The organism is Amycolatopsis sp. lyj-112 (assembly GCF_046549055.1).
Lineage (GTDB): Bacteria > Actinomycetota > Actinomycetes > Mycobacteriales > Pseudonocardiaceae > Amycolatopsis.
Window position 1 is genome coordinate 518,511 of sequence record NZ_JAJPWS010000004.1, and the last position, 17,540, is coordinate 536,050.

The 17,540-nt window shown below is 67.2% G+C and carries 21 protein-coding genes; 13 read left to right on the forward strand and 8 right to left on the reverse strand.

The window, feature by feature from the left end; translation table 11 throughout:
• Nucleotides 1-272 precede the first annotated feature (272 nt).
• Complete coding sequence (locus ACLJRL_RS18150) at nucleotides 273-758, reverse strand: hypothetical protein (protein WP_410657366.1); 486 nt, start codon at nucleotides 756-758, stop codon at nucleotides 273-275.
• Between the two features lie 337 nt (nucleotides 759-1,095).
• The gene (locus ACLJRL_RS18155; RefSeq protein ID WP_410657367.1) at nucleotides 1,096-1,989 is read right to left on the reverse strand and encodes a LysR substrate-binding domain-containing protein; all 894 of its coding nucleotides are present in this window, start codon (nucleotides 1,987-1,989) and stop codon (nucleotides 1,096-1,098) included.
• Nucleotides 1,990-2,274: 285 nt separating this feature from the next.
• Between ACLJRL_RS18155 and ACLJRL_RS18160 the strand changes: the two genes are divergently transcribed.
• From ACLJRL_RS18160 to ACLJRL_RS18190, 7 genes are all read left to right on the forward strand, one after another.
• Entirely contained in the window at nucleotides 2,275-2,472 is a 198-nt protein-coding gene (locus tag ACLJRL_RS18160; RefSeq protein ID WP_410657368.1) for an NAD(P)-binding domain-containing protein, read from the forward strand.
• A 53-nt stretch (nucleotides 2,473-2,525) separates the two neighbouring features.
• Nucleotides 2,526-3,461, forward strand: a complete 936-nt coding sequence (locus tag ACLJRL_RS18165; RefSeq protein ID WP_410657369.1) for an SDR family oxidoreductase — start codon at nucleotides 2,526-2,528, stop codon at nucleotides 3,459-3,461.
• A 132-nt stretch (nucleotides 3,462-3,593) separates the two neighbouring features.
• A complete protein-coding gene (locus tag ACLJRL_RS18170) occupies nucleotides 3,594-4,214 on the forward strand; it encodes an NADPH-dependent F420 reductase (protein WP_410657370.1) in 621 nt (206 codons plus the stop codon).
• A gap of 74 nt (nucleotides 4,215-4,288) precedes the next feature.
• Entirely contained in the window at nucleotides 4,289-5,002 is a 714-nt protein-coding gene (locus ACLJRL_RS18175; protein WP_410657371.1) for a hypothetical protein, read from the forward strand.
• A 3-nt stretch (nucleotides 5,003-5,005) separates the two neighbouring features.
• Nucleotides 5,006-5,389: a GntR family transcriptional regulator gene (locus ACLJRL_RS18180; RefSeq protein ID WP_410657372.1), complete on the forward strand. Its 384-nt coding sequence runs from the start codon at nucleotides 5,006-5,008 to the stop codon at nucleotides 5,387-5,389.
• A gap of 49 nt (nucleotides 5,390-5,438) precedes the next feature.
• Nucleotides 5,439-5,939 carry a TetR/AcrR family transcriptional regulator gene (locus ACLJRL_RS18185; RefSeq protein ID WP_410657373.1) on the forward strand — a complete coding sequence of 167 codons (501 nt, stop codon included), beginning with the start codon at nucleotides 5,439-5,441 and terminating at the stop codon, nucleotides 5,937-5,939.
• A 12-nt stretch (nucleotides 5,940-5,951) separates the two neighbouring features.
• Nucleotides 5,952-6,302 carry a hypothetical protein gene (locus tag ACLJRL_RS18190; RefSeq protein ID WP_410657374.1) on the forward strand — a complete coding sequence of 117 codons (351 nt, stop codon included), beginning with the start codon at nucleotides 5,952-5,954 and terminating at the stop codon, nucleotides 6,300-6,302.
• Between the two features lie 56 nt (nucleotides 6,303-6,358).
• Here the strand turns inward: ACLJRL_RS18190 and ACLJRL_RS18195 are convergent, their stop codons facing one another.
• Nucleotides 6,359-7,003, reverse strand: a complete 645-nt coding sequence (locus ACLJRL_RS18195; protein ID WP_410657375.1) for an MFS transporter — start codon at nucleotides 7,001-7,003, stop codon at nucleotides 6,359-6,361.
• A 211-nt stretch (nucleotides 7,004-7,214) separates the two neighbouring features.
• On the opposite strand from ACLJRL_RS18195, the gene ACLJRL_RS18200 reads away from it, so the two are divergent.
• Entirely contained in the window at nucleotides 7,215-7,511 is a 297-nt protein-coding gene (locus tag ACLJRL_RS18200; RefSeq protein WP_410657376.1) for an STAS domain-containing protein, read from the forward strand.
• 142 nt (nucleotides 7,512-7,653) lie between these two features.
• Complete coding sequence (locus ACLJRL_RS18205; RefSeq protein ID WP_410657377.1) at nucleotides 7,654-7,884, forward strand: hypothetical protein; 231 nt, start codon at nucleotides 7,654-7,656, stop codon at nucleotides 7,882-7,884.
• A gap of 39 nt (nucleotides 7,885-7,923) precedes the next feature.
• Here the strand turns inward: ACLJRL_RS18205 and ACLJRL_RS18210 are convergent, their stop codons facing one another.
• A complete protein-coding gene (locus ACLJRL_RS18210) occupies nucleotides 7,924-8,145 on the reverse strand; it encodes a DUF2188 domain-containing protein (protein ID WP_410657378.1) in 222 nt (73 codons plus the stop codon).
• Nucleotides 8,146-8,297: 152 nt separating this feature from the next.
• On the opposite strand from ACLJRL_RS18210, the gene ACLJRL_RS18215 reads away from it, so the two are divergent.
• Genes ACLJRL_RS18215 through ACLJRL_RS18225 form a run of 3 tightly spaced genes read left to right on the forward strand, consistent with a single transcriptional unit; the run spans nucleotide 8,298 to nucleotide 11,382 of the window.
• A complete protein-coding gene (locus ACLJRL_RS18215) occupies nucleotides 8,298-9,395 on the forward strand; it encodes a TetR/AcrR family transcriptional regulator (protein ID WP_410657379.1) in 1,098 nt (365 codons plus the stop codon).
• Entirely contained in the window at nucleotides 9,392-10,009 is a 618-nt protein-coding gene (locus ACLJRL_RS18220; protein WP_410657380.1) for a transcriptional regulator, read from the forward strand. The genes ACLJRL_RS18215 and ACLJRL_RS18220 overlap by 4 nt, the downstream gene beginning before the upstream one ends.
• Nucleotides 10,006-11,382 carry a PEP/pyruvate-binding domain-containing protein gene (locus ACLJRL_RS18225; RefSeq protein ID WP_410657381.1) on the forward strand — a complete coding sequence of 459 codons (1,377 nt, stop codon included), beginning with the start codon at nucleotides 10,006-10,008 and terminating at the stop codon, nucleotides 11,380-11,382. Before ACLJRL_RS18220 ends, ACLJRL_RS18225 begins: the two co-directional genes overlap by 4 nt.
• 48 nt (nucleotides 11,383-11,430) lie before the next feature.
• Here the strand turns inward: ACLJRL_RS18225 and ACLJRL_RS18230 are convergent, their stop codons facing one another.
• The 3 genes from ACLJRL_RS18230 to ACLJRL_RS18240 all read right to left on the reverse strand — a co-directional run bounded on the left by ACLJRL_RS18230 (nucleotide 11,431) and on the right by ACLJRL_RS18240 (nucleotide 14,570).
• Nucleotides 11,431-12,018 carry a histidine phosphatase family protein gene (locus ACLJRL_RS18230; RefSeq protein WP_410657382.1) on the reverse strand — a complete coding sequence of 196 codons (588 nt, stop codon included), beginning with the start codon at nucleotides 12,016-12,018 and terminating at the stop codon, nucleotides 11,431-11,433.
• Between the two features lie 81 nt (nucleotides 12,019-12,099).
• Complete coding sequence (locus tag ACLJRL_RS18235; RefSeq protein WP_410657383.1) at nucleotides 12,100-13,065, reverse strand: aldo/keto reductase; 966 nt, start codon at nucleotides 13,063-13,065, stop codon at nucleotides 12,100-12,102.
• A 458-nt stretch (nucleotides 13,066-13,523) separates the two neighbouring features.
• The gene (locus tag ACLJRL_RS18240) at nucleotides 13,524-14,570 is read right to left on the reverse strand and encodes an esterase-like activity of phytase family protein (protein ID WP_410657384.1); all 1,047 of its coding nucleotides are present in this window, start codon (nucleotides 14,568-14,570) and stop codon (nucleotides 13,524-13,526) included.
• Nucleotides 14,571-15,598: 1,028 nt separating this feature from the next.
• On the opposite strand from ACLJRL_RS18240, the gene ACLJRL_RS18245 reads away from it, so the two are divergent.
• Nucleotides 15,599-16,156 carry an RICIN domain-containing protein gene (locus ACLJRL_RS18245; protein WP_410657385.1) on the forward strand — a complete coding sequence of 186 codons (558 nt, stop codon included), beginning with the start codon at nucleotides 15,599-15,601 and terminating at the stop codon, nucleotides 16,154-16,156.
• A gap of 973 nt (nucleotides 16,157-17,129) precedes the next feature.
• On the opposite strand, the gene ACLJRL_RS18250 is transcribed toward ACLJRL_RS18245, so the two are convergent.
• Nucleotides 17,130-17,513 (reverse strand): hypothetical protein, encoded by a 384-nt coding sequence (locus ACLJRL_RS18250; RefSeq protein ID WP_410657386.1) that lies wholly within the window; start codon nucleotides 17,511-17,513, stop codon nucleotides 17,130-17,132.
• Nucleotides 17,514-17,540: the final 27 nt, after the last annotated feature.

Sequence of the window (17,540 nt, forward strand, 5' to 3'; positions counted from 1 at the left end):
CTCTCCGATTCGGCGAGTGGTGGTATCCAGTCCGGAAGAAAGGGGCACGCCCCGCCGGCCCGGTTCTGGACCGGCAGGGCCCGGATCGCGCACCCGTGCGAACGACCCACACCTGGTGTTTCCATTCCACTTCGGGATAAACCAAATCTCGCGAAAGAGCTCGAACCCCGGCCGAGCGTTCAGATGACCGAGCAGGGGGTACCGCCGAGGGTGAAGGCGGCCGGTTCGCCGGTGTGCCTCCCCGCACGACGCAGCGGCGAGGCCGATCGACCTCAGCCGGCGACCAAGTCCCTGATGAACGCCGCGATCGCCACGAACACACTCACCCCGGCGATGGACATCATCGCCCAGTCGTAGCCTGGCCTGTCCGCCTTCGAAGACATCGCTGCAGCACCACGGGCGGCGGAGTTCGGCTGCCGCTCTGGCAGGGCTCCGCGATCGAAGGTGTCGCGCGGCCACATGAAGGTCGGCAGCCCGAGAAAACCCCTACCCCGGACAAGAACGGGAAGACCCCGCTTGTAGCCGACGTGGAAGTCGCACGTGCCGACGATGCCCCGAACAAGCCAGAGACATGGCCGATGCTTGAGCGTCTCGACCCGGCAACGGGTCAGTCGCACCAAGGCCAAGTAGAGCAGCAACGCCCCGGCAGCTAAAAGCATGGGTTGCCACAGCCGTTCCTTATAGAAATAGTAAGACAGGACCGCGAGAACCACTCCCCAAGCCCTGAACGGAGTCTTGCGACGACGTCCTTTTGCCACGAATACCTCCCCACATCGATCTTGGCGGTCAACCGTGTTCAGGAACGACCGCCGCCTGAGTGAGGCAGGTGAACACCATTCGCCTATCAATACGGCAAGAGCCGTGCCCGTGTGTAAATCCTGAGGCTGGTGTTGTCCCCTGTGAGTCATGCGGGTGACCGGCTCTGATGCCTATGGTCAAGAGCCATAGCTGCTGAGGCTTGGATATAGACGCACCGCACGCGCGATCACACCTGCGATCGCGGAACCTGAAGAAGTGTCACGAAACTTAAGCTTTGCTGAGACCTACGCCGTTATGCGGATGACCGCGACGGGCCTCATTCCCACAGGTCCGTGATCACTCCACGACGGCCGCACCCAGATCATAGTTCCCACATGCTGCCGTGATCTCGGCCGTCGCCTGCGCCGCGATGAAGAAGTCGTCGGCCAGCGGCGAGGTGCGTGATGCCGCCACCGCGAGGCACACCTGGTCGGGCGCGAGTTCCGGGATGGGTACGTAGCTGATGTCCGGACGCGAGTAGAACACGGTTTCCGAACGACCCACGAACGAGATGCCCCGGCCGGCCGCGACGTGCTCGAGCTTCTCCTCCACCCCGCGCACCCGGAGCCCGGAGTCGGGAAGCGGGCGCCTGGTGGGCTGCGTGCTCGGGCCGGCGTGCCAGACCAGCGGCTCACCGGCCAGGTCGGCCTCGGCGACCTCCTCCTTGCCGGCCAACCGGTGGCCTGCGGGAAGCACCACCATGAGCGGCTCGGTGTACAGCGGGGTCACGCGCAGACCGGTCTCGTCGATCGGCAGCCGCACATAGCCGACGTCGACGCGGCCGTCGAGCAGCATCGGGGCCTGGTCGTCCCATTCCATCCGCTGCACGTCCACGACCGCGTCCGGATGCCGGGCCTCGAACGCCCGCGTCGCCGGGATGACCGGGATGCCGCTCCGGAAGCCGACCACCAGCCGCCGGCCGCCGCGGGCGGCCACGGACACCCGGCGGCGGACCGCGGCCGCGGAGGCCAGCAGCGGACCGGTGTCGACCAGCAGTTGTCGGCCCGCGTCGGTCAGCGCGACACCGTGGCGATCCCTGATGAACAGCGAGGCGCCGAGATCCTGCTCCAGCGCGCGGATCTGGCGGCTGAGCGCCGGCTGCGCGATATGCAGCTCATCGGCGGCGCGGCCGAAGTGCAACCGGTCGGCCACGGCGGCGAAGTAGCGCAGTTTGCGCAAGTCCAGATCCATGGCGCCTCCCGATCCGGTGATGCCTCCAAGGTATCACCACGACTGAAAGAAGTCTTGGACACCCACGCAAGCCAAGGGCAATCTGAATAGGTAACCGATGGGCCGAAGCGAATTCGGTATAAGAATTCGACATCGGGGCTTTGACAGGAAATGCCCAGGCCCAGAATGGGCACATCAGGAATTGAACGCCGTCCATCGCGTCATTCGACGGCGTCGACGACACAACCGTCAACAAAGACGGGGTGGGCATGGCGTCCTATCCAGCTCCAGAAAGCAGACGCATCCATGAGCAGCATCAGCATTATCGGCCTGGGGAACATGGCCGGCGCCACTGTCGGGACGGCCGGCACCGCCCCGACCGGGGACGTCGTTGTCCTCGCCGTGCCGTACGCCAGCGCGGCGACGGTGGTCAGCGAGTACGGGGACGCACTACGCGGCAAGGTCATCATCGACATCGCCCTCGGCGTCAGCGTTCTCAGCTGAGCGCACCCCGCACCACCATTTCTCGCGCCACATCATTCACAAGGAGCAGTAGCGTGCGCGTTTTCGTCACTGGCGGAACCGGCCATTCCGGTTCGCATATCATCCCGGAGCTCATCGCCGCCGGGCACGAGGTCACCGGCCTGGCCCGGTCGGACACGGCCGCGGCGGCGGTGTCCGCGCTCGGCGCGAAGGTGCGTCGCGGCGACCTCGAGGATCTCGACGGGCTCAAAGAGGCGGCCGCGGATTCCGACGGCGTCATCCACGTCGCCCACAGGCAAGACCTGCTTCCGTCCGGCGGGATCGACGCCGTGGCCGCCGCGGAGCTCCCGATCATGCTCGCGTACGGCGAGGCACTCGCGGGAACCGGCAAGCCGCTGGTCGCGGCGGGAAGCATTGGCTCGTCAGGAAACCTGGGCCGACCGGCCACCGAGGAGGACCCGGCCCTTCCCGGCGGCGATGAGTACCAGGGCACCCTGCGGGTTCGTAACGTCGTGGAAACCGCCGTAATCGGCCTCGCTGAGCGGGGAGTGCGGTCTTCGGTCGTGCGGATCGCCAACATCGCGCACAGCAAGACCGATCGTGCCGGCTTCCTCGTGCGGCTGATCGCGCTCGCGAAGGAGAAGGGCTTCGTCGGCTACCCCGGAGACGGCGCGAACCTGTGGAACGCCGTGCACATCCGCGATGCCGCCTCCTTGTTCCGCTTGGCGCTGGAGAAGGGGCCGGCCGGCAGGTATTGGCACGCGGTCGGGGACGGGGCCATCCCGCTCCGCGAGATCGCCGAGGCCCTTGGCAGCCGTCTGAACCTGCCCGTCGTGAGCGTTCCCAAGGACGTACTGATGGTGCCGGGATACTTCGGGTTCCTCGCGAACATAGTCACCCAGAACTACCCGGCGTCCAATCTCATCACCCGCCGGACCCTCGGCTGGGAACCCGCTCAGCCCGGTCTGCTCGCCGATTTGGACAACGGGCATTACTTCTCCGCCGACTGACGGCCAGGAATGCCGCGGGCACACTCCACCACCGCCCGGTCGCGGCAGGTTCACGCATTCCATTCTGCCGGCGGAAGACGCGCCGGAAGTGAGACAGAGCGACACCTCGAGAACAGAAAGAGAGCACACCTCATGAACAGCGTCACCCTCATCGGCACGGGGAACATGGCCCGTGCCATCGGCACGCTCGCGGTAGCGGGCGGCAACACCGTCGAGGTCATGGGACGAGATCAGGCCAAGGCCGATGACCTGGCCAAGGCTTTGGGCGGCGCGACGACGGGCAAGTGGGGTGCCGTCCCGGCCGGGGACATCGTCATCACGGCCCTGTTGTACGACGGTGTCGTTCCGGTCGTCGCCGAGTACGGAGACGCCCTCGCGGGCAAGGTCATCGTCGACATCAGCAACCCGTTCAACGCCACGTTCGACGGGCTGGCCCACAGCGAGGAGACCTCGATCGCGCGGGAAGTCGCCAAGGTGGCCCCGGCCGGCGCCAGCGTGGTCAAGGCATTCAACACGATCTTTCGTAATGTCCTGGAGAAGGGCAGGCCCGACGTCTTCATCGCCGGCGACAATGCGCAGGCCAAGGCGGGCGTGGCGGCATTCATCGAGAGCCTCGGGCTGCGCCCGCTGGACGTCGGCGGCCTGAAAATGGCGCATTGGCTGGAAGGAGTGGGCGTGGTCACGGTGGGCCTCGCCGGTAACGGGGTCGGCCACTGGGACTTCGCCCTCGGCGTCAACGAATTCACCGACTGAGCACCGCCCAGCCCTTGTGCCATGCACTTGACACAAGTTGTACCGTGCATATGACACAAGAGGGAGGTTGTCGGATGGCATGGGACAACGTGCTGGGCGTCGCGATCGTGATGGGGATATTCGGGCTGGGGATTCTCGTCGTCCTGTGGCCCGGCGAGAAGCACGGCCGGCGACTGCTGAACCGATGGGGAATCGATCGTCCGTCCGACGAGGACGTCGCGGAGGCGGTGCGTTACCTGAAACGTCGCCGGGTCGCCTACCCGTGGCTGTTCGTGCTGTTGCCCGTGTTGGGCGAGGTGATCGGGCTGACCGAGGACACCCCTTGGACGATCGTGTGGACGCTGTTGCTCGGCGGGCTCTTCGGTGAGCTGTTCGCGTTGCGGCCGCCGAAAACCGCGCAGCGGCAAGCGATGCTGACGCACCGCAGGGTGCGCGACATCATCCCCGCGTGGGCACTCGCGCTACTCGGTCTCGCGGTGGGCGGCGGGCTGGCGCGCTACGCCGTCGAGGGCCGCTGGCAGGCCGTCTCCGTCGTCGCCGGATGTGGGCTCATCGCCGCCGGAATCGTCGCGCTCGCGGTCCGGCGGCCGGTTGCGGGCGATCCTGTCGTCGATCTCGTGTTGCGCGCCCGCAGCGCGCGCGTGGCGACAGGGCTGGCGATCGCGGTTCCCGGGGCGCTGTTCCAAGCCGAGATGAACGCGGCCGCCGTGGGCGTGTTCGTGCTCGGGCTCGTCGCCCTGCGCGCGGTGGTGGGGCCGCATCGCAGCGTCGCCGCGGCCGTGAGCTGACCGATGACGGCCCTGCGCGTCACCATCGACGCCGCCAGCGGACTCGCGCCGTGGCGGCAGATCTACGACCAGATCGAGCGCATGATCGCGGGCGGCACGTTGGCCGCGGGCACCCGGCTGCCGCCGATCCGCCAGCTCGCGCGGGACCTCGGGCTCGCGTCCGGCACGGTCGCGCGGGTCTACCGCGAGCTGGAAGCGGTGGACCTCGTGACGACGGCACGCGCGAAAGGAACCGTCGTCACCGAGCCGGCCGAGCGCAATCGGCCCGAGACGTTGCTGACGGCGGGCGCGACCCGGTTCGCGGCGTTCGCCCACGATCTCGGGGTCGACGTGGAGGCCGCGGTCGACGCCGTCCGTTCGGCCTACGCGCGCGTAGCCGACCGTTAAGGAACGATCGTTCTTGACTGATCGTTCCTTAACGGTCTACCGTCGTGTCATGGGCAGGCCAAGGGCGTTCGACGAGGACGAGGCGGTGCGCGCCGCCGTGGGATTGTTCAGTGGCCGCGCGTACGACGGGGTGTCCATCGACGACCTCGTCACCCACCTCGGCGTGCACCGCAACAGCCTGTACAAGACATTCGGCAGCAAACGCGGCCTCTACCTGGTCGCCCTGCGCCGCCACCTCGCCGACGACGTCCGACCGCTGGTCGACGCGCTCGCCGCGGCATCGGATGCCGCGGCCGTGCTGCGGCTCATCACCTCGGCCGACCTCGGTCTGCTGCTGCTCGCCGCGGTCGAACGGGCACCGGTCGACGAGGAGGTCGCCACCGAGGTGGCCACCGCGCTGGCCGCCGTCGACCAGGCGATCACCGACACGCTCGGCATTCCCACCGCCCTGGCCGCCGCCCTCACGTCCGCCGCACTGGGCATCCTCCTGCGCGGCGACCCCGAGGGCGTCGGCACCGCACTGACCCAACGCCTCGACCCTCTTGACTGACAAGGAAACGACATGGCACTGGTCCACATCGACGGCGACGACCTCGTCGTCGTGATCGAAGGTCTCGACAAGCTCTGGGCCTTCAAAAGCAGCCTGACCATCCCGCTGGTCAACGTCCGCGGCGCGACCGAGGACCCCGGCATCGCCGCCGATCCCAAGGGGATCCGCGCGCCGGGCGCCCACCTGCCCGGCGTGATCACGGCGGGCACGTTCCACCTCGACGGCGAGAAGATCTTCTGGGACGTCAAGGATCAATCGAAAGCCGTCGTGATCGAACTCGCCGACGAGCGCTACGCCCGCCTGGTCCTCCAAGTCGACGACCCGCGCGCGACCGTCGCGCTGGTCGAGAACGCCCTGGCCTGAACGAGGTCGACCAGGATCGCGCGTCGCGATCACCTTCGTATTCGCGATGCCGGGCGTCAGGCGTGCGGCGGGTACGGCATCGGACTGGCCGATGGTTTCTTCGCTAACGCGACGATGCCGAGGACTCCGGCGACGACGAGCGCGACGAACACGAACAGCGCGGCTACCAGGTACACCACGCGGAAGCCGACAGAGTCCGAGAGCAGCCCGCCGAGGAAGGGTGCGATCGCCAGCGCGAGGACACCAAGGCCTGCGGTCACCCCGGCCGCGACGCCGCGACCGGTGCGGAGCCGACGGATCAGTGCGACGGTCACCCCGATGGCCGCCCCCGCGCCGAGTCCGTTGAGCACCCGCCCGACCAGGAGCAGGACGCTGTCGGGGACGAAGGCGACCAGCAACACACCGAGGAGCATCAAACAGATCGCGGGCACGGTCACCGACGTCGGGAAGCGCGCGCCGAGCAGCAGGCCGGCGGGGACGGCGATCGCGGCCGCGACAAGGTACGCGACGACGGCGTTCAGCAGCAGGGACTGACTGGACATGCCCAGCTCGATCTGCAGGGCCGATCGGCCGTCGAAGCGGTAGATCACGGTGAGCAGGAACAGGCCGATGAGCGCGGCGAACCCGGGCCCGATGACCAGCCACCAGGGCGGTCCGGCGGTCAGGTGCGGGTCGCGCTGCGTCGGCGTCGGCACGTACATGCGCACAACCTATAGCGCCGCGAACCGAAGACCCACACATGGCGGCAACGAAGATCGATAACGGCGCGATTCCTCCGTTCTGACAGGGCGTCAAACCTCAACACGCTTGCCCCACCTGACGACTTAGCGGCGGTTGCGCAGCCATTTCCGGCCTTCTATGGTCGGCTTCATGGCCGTGAGTACCGGAGCCGGACAGCCTGCCCCTCTGTCCGTGACCACCACAGAGCAAGTGAGCGGCGTGTTCGCCGTCGAGGTACGCGGTGACATCGACATCTCGACGAGCCCCCAGCTACAGAACTCGGTCAACGAGTTACTGAAAGGCAATCCCCGGGCCGTGATGATCGACATGACCAATGTCGGCTTCTGCGACTCCTCCGGCCTGTCGGCCTTGGTCCATCTGAACAACCAGTGCACCGCCTCGGACATCGACCTGAAGCTCGCCCCGTCGAGGGTGGTCCGCAGGGCAATCGAGCTGACAGGGCTGACATCGACGTTGACCATGGCCTGACCTCAAGGCCGGTTTGCTTCTTCGTGATGGTGGAGCGAACCGGGCATCGTCTTCGAACTCCTACGTGAACGCAGGCGCGCGGGCCGCGCCGAATCCGCCGTGACCGCCCTGCGCCGTGAGAGTGCGGAGAGGAGGTGGTGACGTGACGGACGAACAACTCATCGTCGAATTCGCGCTGACCCGCCTGGACCATCCCGCCCTCGACCTCGAGGAGGTAGCCACGCTGACCGTCCGGCGGCTGGGTGAAGACCGGATGCTGGACTTCGCCGGGCTTACCCTCGTCAGCCGCGGCGAATTGCGCGGGGCCGTGTTCCCCGCCGCCGTCGAACACGTACTCCGGGTCGTCCTGACGTTGCGCGGTCCTGACGACTAGGTCGCCAGGACCGCGCAAGGCCGATGCCCCGCTCGGGAGTCAGCCTGGGATGTCGCGCGGATCGTTGCCGTAACTGTGGCGCTCGCCGATGGTGCCGTCCTGGTTCTTGATGATGTGCTCGGCTTTCCGCTCCCGGGCCATTTCACGGCCTTGGGCAACGGCTTCCTCTTTGGTGCCGTGCGTGTGGGCTGCTTGTGAGCTGCCTTCGACCTTGTTCTTCCACTGGCCGTTCTCGTAGTACGTCTCGACGTCGCCTTTCACGCTCTGCTCCTCCCGACGAAATTCCTCGTACTGGTGTCGGCGGGTACCCGGTATGACGAGCGTCTGAACCCCAGTGCGGGCATGGCGCCAGATGTTATGATCATCTAAATGGTGCAAGCATCTTGGTCGACCGGTGCGGGGAGGGAGTGGTGATGGTTCGGCTGACACGAGCGCAGCAGCAGGCGCGGACGCGGGCCGCGGTTCTGGCGTCAGCACGAGAAGAGTTCATCGAGTACGGGTACGGGGCGGCGAAAGTGGATCGAATCGCCGAGCGCGCGGAGCTGACCCGGGGGGCGGTGTATTCGAACTTCCCGGGCAAACGAGCGTTGTATCTCGCGGTGCTGGTCGACATGGTCGAGCAGGCGAACATCCCTCTCGCCGTTGAAGAGCCGGGCTCGGTGGGCGAGGCACTGAGTGCGTTCGCACGGGTCTGGCTGGACAGGCTGCCCCTGGTCGGTGACGCCGCCGCCGGCGGACGTCTGCAGTTGCGTTCCCTGGCCGGCGTCATCGACGATGACGCCGGCCGAGCGGTGCTCGCACAGACCGCCCGGCTGGAAGCGCTACTGCTGGCACTGACGCTGGAATCCTGCGCCTCCGAGGTCACGCCGCCGCGCCGTGTTCGCCTGGCCGAGCTGGCGTTGACGATCCTCAGCGGTTCAAGCCTCGTTGCGGAACTGGCCCCCGGGTTCGGTGACCCCTTCGACCGGGCACGCGCGTGCGGGCACCTGGCGAGCCTCGACCTCGCCGACGCCTGGGCACCGCCTTATCTCCCCTATATCGCCCCTGCGGCTCAGGTCCAGGAGAAGTGGACGCCGCCCGCTGATGCCGATGATCTGCTCAGCGCGGACGTGGTCGATCTGGCGTCGGACGGTGTGGTGGTCGTGCTGGGCGGCGGGCGGCTGGGCGCGGCCGAGGAGGCCGTGAGAACGGCGCGACCTGGTGAGCAGGTCACCATCGTCGTCGTCACCGAAGATCCCGCGAACACCGGACCGCTCATTCGCTTGCGCGTCAGTGATCTGGTGGCATGCCTGCGACAGGTCTCCCCCTCCCCCTTGCCGGGACACCTTCGTTTCGTACTCGACGACGATGCCCGCGTCGCGGCCGCTCTCGGCCTGGCCGACGTCGGCGACCACACCGAAGCCGCGGTGCGCGTCAACGGGGGTGCTGTCGTCGCCCGTGCCGAGAGGCGAGGCGCTGCCTACGCCGTCGCGGCAACGACGACCGCGCGCTCCGAAGGAGCCGCGACATGACCGGCGCCCGTTCGGACGCCGGGCTGCTCATGCTGCACGCCCTGCGCTGCGGCGGCTATGCCGGACTGTCGCGCTTGTCCGCCACTACGGGGTTAAGCGAATCCGAAGTCGAGTCGGAGCTGATCGACCTCGCCGTGGACGGCCATGTCACCCGCCTGAGTGGCGGCCTCGGCGCCTGGGGCATCACCGACACCGGACGCGAGGCCGATGCCGAGCGTATCGCCGCACAGTTGGACGCGGCCGGTGCCCGCTCGGCGGTCACCGCGGCGTTCGATCGGTTCCTGGTGCTCAACCCGGAACTGCTCGACCTGTGCACGGCCTGGCAGCTCCGCCCCTCAGGCGGGGAGACGGTCGTCAACGATCACCGCGACCCGGCCTATGACGCCCGTGTGCTCGATCGCTTCACCGACCTGCACGAGCGCGCACTGCCGGTCTACCACGACTTGGAGGCCGCGCTACCGCGCTTCGGTCGATACCGCGCGCGTCTGGCCGACGCCCTCGACCGCGCCCGCTCAGGCGAGCTGACCTACGTCACCGACACGACGGCGTCCTTCCACACGGTCTGGGCAGAGCTGCACGAAGATCTCCTCTCGACCCTGGGGATTCCGCGATGAAGTGGATACGGGAACTCACCCCGAACACCAGGGAAGACTCGTGGCTCATCGGCGCGAAAGCCCACGGTCTTCTCGAGCTGATCCGGCTCGGACTGCCGGTACCGGCAGGATTCGTCGTGACCACCAAAGCGTGCCGTGCGTTCCTGCGCGACGGCCACCTCCCCGACGGGCTCCGTGACGAACTGGCAGTGGCGACGCGAGTACTGGAAGAGGTCACCGGGCGACGGTTCGGCGGCGTGCCGCCACTGACCGTCTCGGTGCGCTCCGGGGCCGGCGTGTCGATGCCCGGCATGATGGACACCATCCTGAACCTCCGCGCGGCCGAGCAGCTGGAGTCGGCCGTCGAGACGGTATTCGCCTCGTGGGAGACACCGCGAGCGCGCACCTATCGGGAACTGCACGGCATCGATCACGACCTGGGCACCGCGGTGGTCGTGCAGGCGATGGTCTACGGCAACCGAGACGAACGCAGCGGCACCGGGGTCGCGTTCAGCAGGAACCCCAACACCGGAGAGCCCGCCGCGTTCGGCGACGTGCTCTTCACCCACCAGGGGGAAGACGTCGTCGCGGGCACCACACCCACCCTGCCGCTCACCGACCTCGCCGCCCGCGAACCCCACGTATGGACGGCACTGACCGACGCCCTGGCTCGTGCGGAAGACCACTACCGCGACGCGGTCTACGTCGAGTTCACCTTCGAGGCCGGGATCCTGTGGCTCCTCCAAGTACGCCCCGGAGGTTTCACCGGCGCCGCGGCGATCAGGGTCGCCGTCGACCTCGCCGACGAGGAACGGATCAGCCGAGCCGATGCGGTGCTCCGGGTCTCACCCCGGCAGGTCGAGCGTGCCCGTACACCTCGCATCGCCCCGACCGCCGACACGATCCTGCTCGGTCGCGGAGTAGGGGCATGTCCCGGCGTCGCCACCGGCAGGATCGCCACGACCACCGAGGCGGCGAGACGCATGGCGGCTGACGGCCCGGTGATCCTTGTGCGCCCCGAAACGTCCCCGAACGACATGAACGGACTTGTCGTGGCGGCGGGCATCCTCACGGCACGGGGCGGACCGGCCAGCCACGCCGCCGTCGTCGCCCGGTCCCTGGGCAAACCCGCGGTGGTCGGCATGGGCACGCTCACCATCCGCGACACGCACACCTCGATCGCCGTGGGCGAACGCACTCTGGACGAAGGAACGCTCGTGACCATCGACGGAAACAGCGGCGAGGTCGCCCTCGGCCGGGTGCCGACGGTCGCGAGCGGGGACGAGGCCCACCTCGAACGATTCCTCGCCTGGGCCGACGACCTCTCCGGGAATCGGGCCGTGCACGGCGAGGCCGAACGTCTCAGCGCCGCCCACGCCGCACTTCGCCCCTGACGAGCCGTGCGCAACGCGGGACTGCCTGGCGCACGGCGAAAGCGAGGCTCAGGGGCGGGTCCCCGGGCCGAAGCCCGTCCACCGCAGGTCTTCCGGGAGGTGCCCCATGTCGTTGTACATCAGCACCGTCGAGGCACCGCCGTCGTAGTGGTCGATCGCCGTCAACGCCGTATTCCCGCAACTCAACCCCAGCCAGCGCTCCGGTGGCGCGTCCAGCGCGTCGCACATCAACCAGGCGACCGGATAGGCGTGTGTCACCAGCACCTCGTGCGTCTCCACCTCGGCGGGGAGGGCGAAACGATCCGTCAGCGCCGCGGCGATCCGCGCCCCCTCGGCCGCTTCCGCGGGGTCGTGACCATCGAACAGCCCGCGCCAAGCCGGTGGCGGATCGGCAGGCACGTAAGGCACGTTATCCACCAACTCCACCGCCTCGCCCAGTGACGCACCCGGGATGTGTTCGCCGATGATCTCCGCGGTCTTCACCGCACGTGCCAGCGGTGAATGCCACACAGCGTCCACCGGCAGGCGCGCCAGCCGCTTCGCCAGCAGCTCACCCTGCCGCCGCCCCACTTCCGTCAACTCGCCGAACGGATCCGCGGCCCCGTGCCGAACCACATACAGGTGCCTCGTCGCCATGGCAACCCCCTCCCTCGCACTTTACATGTTGTTATCATTCAGATGATAACAACATGCCACTGCGCTCTGGTTGGAACGGGTCTAGCGGATCAGGCCGGCCGCGCGCAGATCGGCCCAGACCCGCGCGGGCACCTCCACGGCGAACGACTCCACGTTGCGCCGCGCCTCCTCGGCGGACCGCATCCCCACGGCGATACCCGCGACGGCCGGGTGCCGCAGCGGGAAAGCCATGGCCACCTGGGGAAGCGTCACACCGTGCGCCTCGCAGACGTCGGCCATCTCGTTCGCCCGCCGCAGGACGTCCGGCGTCGCGGTCTCGTAGTCGAAGTGCGCCCCCTCCCCCGGCCGCGGCACGGCGAGCAGCCCGGAGTTGAAGATCGACGCCGCGATCACCGAGACGCCGCGTTCCTCGCAGGCGGGCAGGAACGTGTCGAGCGCGCTGTGATCGAGCAGCGTGTGGCGGCCCGACTGCATGACCACGTCGATGTCGGCTTCCTTGACCAAAGTGGTCAGCATCGCCGTGTCGTACATGCCGGCGCCGATCGCGCCGACGGTTCCTTCCGACCGCAGTTCCGCCAGGGCCGGGTAGCCGTCGCGTACCGCGTCGTCGAAGAACTCCTCGGCGTCGTGCAGGTAAAGCACGTCGATCCGGTCCAAGCCCATCCGCTCCAGCGAATCCTCGACACTCCGGCGGATCCCGTCGCGAGTGAAGTCACGGACCCGGCGATGCGTTGCGGGCACGTGGAATCCGTCCGGATCCAGCTTCCCGCCCGCGCCCTGCGGCACCAGCAGGCGGCCGACCTTCGTCGACAGGGTGAACGAATCACGTGGCCGGTGACGCAGGAATTCACCGATCCTGCGCTCGGAATGTCCGATGCCGTAATGCGGTGACGTGTCGTAGTAACGGATCCCGCCGTCCCACGCGGCGGCCAGTGCCCCGGCCGCGGTCTCGTCGTCCAGTGGCGCGAACAGTCCGCCGAGCGGCCCGCCGCCGAACCCCAGCCGTGTCACCTGGACGTCGGTGTGCCCGAGTCGGTTCGTGTTCATCCCCTGCATCCCCCAAGATCGGTTCCCGGCCGACCTTTCCACACTCCGTGGCGAAAGGCCCACGACTTTTGCGGGGCAGGCAAAGAGCCCTTCGCCGCAAGTTTTGGGTCGCCTCCCAGGAAGGCTGCCGGGAAGGCGAGTCGGGAACGCGAGCCCAGCGAGACTCCAGGAGCTCTACGGCGAGAACGGCCGCACCTGCTCGAAGCGTTGCCCGGCCGGGTGTTCGATCGCCCACGTCCGCATCGCGCGGCACGTGACCACCAAGCCGTTCGCCGAGTGACACGTGCCGATATCCAGGCTGACTGCCCGGGTGCCACCGGCAGACAGCAGCCCGGAACCCGGAAACCCCGCGATGCCGCCTGACAGGTGACCAAGACCCGCCGGGCCGAATCGGACGAGAGCGACAAGCATGCGCGGGGTTGTCGCGGCACCTCGCTGCCCGGTGGCGCTCCGCTGCGTCAGCGGATGGCGAGTGCGACGAACCGGGTGTTCTCCCCTGGCCAGAAGTTGTCGTCGCTGACCACGAGAAGGGTGCGTTCGCCCGTGGGCAGGGTCGGACCCCACGACATTCCTTCGTAGTTGTCGATCAGCGGCAGTGGCAGGTCGCGGAAGTCCAGCAGCAGCTTCTTGCCGACCGGTGTGACGGCGGCGCCTGCCAGTGAGTCGACGTTCTTGATGTTCGTGGCACTCCGCGTGCTCATCTCGAACAGCTTCACGTTGTAGCCGTGTCCGGTGACGTAGCCGCGTTCGATCACCAGATACCGGGCCGGATCGATGGGGTGCGCCAAAATCTCCGGAATCCCGGAGTCGGCGAACGAACCGGGTGGGTTCGGCGCCGCGAACAACGGTTCCTGCGGATAGGCGTACTGGGCCAGCGGCGTGCCGGCGCGCGTGTGCACCGTGACCCTGGACAGTCCGCCATGGTCCGGTGTGGGCACCGGCCCGTCCTGCAGCAGCGGTGACTCCACCGCACTGGTCAGCAACGCGCCACCGGCGGCGAAGGTCATCGCCTCCAGCACCAGATTGCGCCGCGGCCCCGTCTCACCGGTGGTGATCTTGTAGTTCTGCGGCAACGACAACTCACCCGCATAGGCGCCGTCACGGCCAGCCCGCTGAAGCGACGGCTGGATCACCGGGTCCGTCGGCGTGGGTGCGCCGCGCGGCCGATTGCCTTCCTGGCTCCACCAGTACTTTCCGGTCCACGGATCCACCCGGATGTCCTCCGGATCGACCGTCGTCCCGTCCCCGGCCGATGAAGGCGGATACACCTGCCCATCCGGGCGCAGGAATGGTTTCGTCCCGGTGAAACGCACGTCGTGCACGCCTCCACCGTCGATATCGATCTCGGCGGTGTAGAACCGGGCCGCCTGACGATCCGAACGGTCGTCACTGATCATCACCCACTGGCCGGTGCGCTTGTCGCGGTCGATCCCGGACAACCCGCCGACCGTGGTGCCATGGAACTCCGAATACTGCGGAATGGTGCGCTCACCCAGAAAACGCACCTGAGACCAGGCTTGTGCAACGACGGGCGCCGCCGACGCAGGCGTCCCTGCAACGACACCACTTCCTGTCAGCAACCCGGCGACGGCAAGGGCGATAACGCCCCTCGAAGATCGAATGCGCATACCTCGACCCTGGCTCAAACGCCCGCCCGACGGCAGGACCATCCAGGTACGCCCCCCGACACGATCAGGTAGCGCCCGTGCACGCACCGAAACGGCCTCACCCTGAGCCTCGGACGTTGCGCTCATGTCGGCATGATCGGACGCCGTGCACCGGCAAAGCACTAATCCATAATGGACATTCGCAAAGTGGGGAACCGCGCCGAATCAGTTTAGCCCGGCAGCAGCGCGTCGTACACGTTGATCGGGTTACGGAGGGGGATGGCCGGCATCCGCTCGACGTCTCGGCCCCTTGCGGCAGCTCCTATATCGTCGCCAAGTCATCGTGGCGACGCTCTGCGCGCGGTGTCCCTACCGCGCGCCACCCGCAGAGGTGGCCTCCTGCGCCCGCGGTGGTCAGACCACCCAGGACGAGGCTCGCTCACCACTATCGTCCGGATACTTTCCGCCGCCTCGCGAAGCGAAGTGGAGCGGTGCCCCCATTAGGCAGGGGGTTGATGTTCCCCGCCGATACCGCCAACCGGAGCCCGTTCAGGTCGCCGCACTCGGAATCCACCTTGGCCGGAGCCTGACGTCTCGGCCCAGACACGCACTCTGCCCCGGCATCAACCCTCGCCCGCCCCGAGTTCGTCACCGCCCTCCACGAACTCTCCCGCACACCAACGGCCACTCGCTGCCCCTGGCCACAGGGCGAAGATGGCGCCCTCTTCTGCCGCACGGCACATCATGGGCGTTGACCATCTGATTCTACTTAGAGTAAGTGTGCGACTACATTGCGTCTCACTCCATGGTGCTCTAGAACACCTCCTTCGGCGGGCGCGAGTATTGAGCAATCTGCAGCACTGTCGAATGTGCCCCGGAAAGTGCCGGGCAATCACCAAGATATACAAGATGCGGAGGAATCAAGCATGACAGGAAACAAGCGCTTGGGCGGGTGGGTCGGCGTCGCCGGGGTCGCGGTCGTAGTGGCCGGGACGGCTCTGGCGGGAGCGCTTCCCGCCCAAGGAGAGGTGTCCACGCGCGCGGTGGAAGCCCGGCAAATCACCCTGCGACTGGCCAGCGACCCCGGTCAGGTGGCCAATGTCGCCGGAGCGTCACAGGCCAACGGGGCGAACATCATCCAATGGCCGCTGTCGCGCACCACGAACGAGCGGTGGGAACCGGAGGCGTCGCTGGACGGCTACTACCGCTTCAAATCGATCAACAGCGGCAAATGCCTGAATGTCGCGGGCGGCGGAAACACCAACGGCACGCAGGTCATCCAGTACACCTGCGGTGGCCTGCCCAACGAATTGTGGAAGCTGGTACCCAAAGGCATCGGCCACCAGATAGTAAGCAAAGAGAGCGGAAAATGCCTCAACGTGGCTGGCGGCGTAGGCAAGGGCAGATCCCTGATCCAGTACACCTGCACGACGGGCGTCGCCAACGACGTCTGGCTGGCCGTGTGGGAACCGGATAACCGGTAACCGCTCCCTCGCTGTGGGCTCCGGCGCCGCGGCCCCGGAGCCCACAGTTCCTTGGGACACAACGGAGAACACTAAGTGACAGGCATCCGATCGCGGCGAGTCCACTGCGCACTGGGTGCCGCGTGCTGTGCTGACTTCAATTCGCTGCCCACAGCGGCAACACGGTCGACTCCGGCCTGCGGGAAGCCCCGCAGCGCACGACGAACTCTCGGTTGCGACGCAGCAGTACTTCACCAGTACGGATCCCGACGTATCGGGCAACAACCTGTACGGCCCGCTCGCCTGACCTCGTAGTCCCGCGAAACCGCGAACCGCTAGGCGACCTGGCACGGGGATGTCTCTGCCACTCGCGGAGTGCCAGAGACATTCCCGCGTTACTCAGGCCATCGTCGCGTTCGCCGCGGCCGAGTCGTCATCACTGATGGCCCGTCATCACCGCGGTGAACTCCGCGTGGTCGAGCTTGCCGTCGCCATCGGTGTCGACGTTGTTCGGCCACTCTGCCCGCAGTCGAACTCGCGTGATTATCAGACCTCCTTACCCCAGAGCGGGAGGATGTCGTCGCCGAAACCACCTCGGCAACCCCCATTCTGTTCGCTACCGAACAAAACAAATCTCTAATACGGGTCGGTAAAGTTTCATGAGTTCTAAATAGTTGCTACGGATAGTTACCGAAGCTCGGCCTGGCAGCAAGACTGGCAGCTAATGAAGATCAAGGAAAGGTGGCTCGACTACGCAGAGTCCTACCGAGTAGCACCATCGGGCGTCCGCGGTGGCGAATCCGTCGATTTTCCCCGTGCTGCACCAGTCCAAACCACTACTTCATCGGCATCCTCGACGAGGACGGCTACCTGTCTTGAGCGCAACAGCACAACGATCGCTCCCCGGCACTCGTCGTTTCGGAAACTTACGGCGCGACACCGGAGTGTCCTTGCCACACTCGTCCGCTGTGCGAGGGTGCGCGTCGGCGACCTCTCAAAGGGATGCGCGAGCGGCTCGTGAGGCGTCGGTCAAAGTGGTGCCGGCACCGGACACCAGACCAGTGTCGACGCAGGTGAGGGTGACTGTGTAGCCGCCGGGAGCCGGGGCGTGCATGAAAGCGCTGCAAGTGTCGCCGCCGCCGAGTGCGATCTGCGCCAAGGCACGCGCTTCCTTGCCGGCATCGGTGAGGGTGGTGCCGAGCCCGTTGATGAAGGAAAGGCCGATACCGTTGCAGGCGAGGGTAGCTTGATAGCCGCCACTGACCGCAGAGTTCATGAAGGCCGAGCACCCGGCGGCGGGTGCGGCGTTCGCAGTGGCGGGCAGGGCACAATTCACGACGGTCAGCGCTCCGATCATGACCACAGCCTTCTTGGCCAAGCCGAACCTGCTGTTTCCACGCATCGA

Coding starts and splice junctions, on each gene's coding strand:
- ACLJRL_RS18155 (WP_410657367.1), bottom strand. CDS start 1,989: ATGGATCTGGACTTGCGCAAACTGCGCTACTTCGCCGCCGTGGCCGAC.
- ACLJRL_RS18160 (WP_410657368.1), top strand. CDS start 2,275: ATGAGCAGCATCAGCATTATCGGCCTGGGGAACATGGCCGGCGCCACT.
- ACLJRL_RS18170 (WP_410657370.1), top strand. CDS start 3,594: ATGAACAGCGTCACCCTCATCGGCACGGGGAACATGGCCCGTGCCATC.
- ACLJRL_RS18175 (WP_410657371.1), top strand. CDS start 4,289: ATGGCATGGGACAACGTGCTGGGCGTCGCGATCGTGATGGGGATATTC.
- ACLJRL_RS18180 (WP_410657372.1), top strand. CDS start 5,006: ATGACGGCCCTGCGCGTCACCATCGACGCCGCCAGCGGACTCGCGCCG.
- ACLJRL_RS18185 (WP_410657373.1), top strand. CDS start 5,439: ATGGGCAGGCCAAGGGCGTTCGACGAGGACGAGGCGGTGCGCGCCGCC.
- ACLJRL_RS18190 (WP_410657374.1), top strand. CDS start 5,952: ATGGCACTGGTCCACATCGACGGCGACGACCTCGTCGTCGTGATCGAA.
- ACLJRL_RS18195 (WP_410657375.1), bottom strand. CDS start 7,003: ATGTACGTGCCGACGCCGACGCAGCGCGACCCGCACCTGACCGCCGGA.
- ACLJRL_RS18215 (WP_410657379.1), top strand. CDS start 8,298: ATGGTTCGGCTGACACGAGCGCAGCAGCAGGCGCGGACGCGGGCCGCG.
- ACLJRL_RS18220 (WP_410657380.1), top strand. CDS start 9,392: ATGACCGGCGCCCGTTCGGACGCCGGGCTGCTCATGCTGCACGCCCTG.
- ACLJRL_RS18225 (WP_410657381.1), top strand. CDS start 10,006: ATGAAGTGGATACGGGAACTCACCCCGAACACCAGGGAAGACTCGTGG.
- ACLJRL_RS18230 (WP_410657382.1), bottom strand. CDS start 12,018: ATGGCGACGAGGCACCTGTATGTGGTTCGGCACGGGGCCGCGGATCCG.
- ACLJRL_RS18235 (WP_410657383.1), bottom strand. CDS start 13,065: ATGAACACGAACCGACTCGGGCACACCGACGTCCAGGTGACACGGCTG.
- ACLJRL_RS18245 (WP_410657385.1), top strand. CDS start 15,599: ATGACAGGAAACAAGCGCTTGGGCGGGTGGGTCGGCGTCGCCGGGGTC.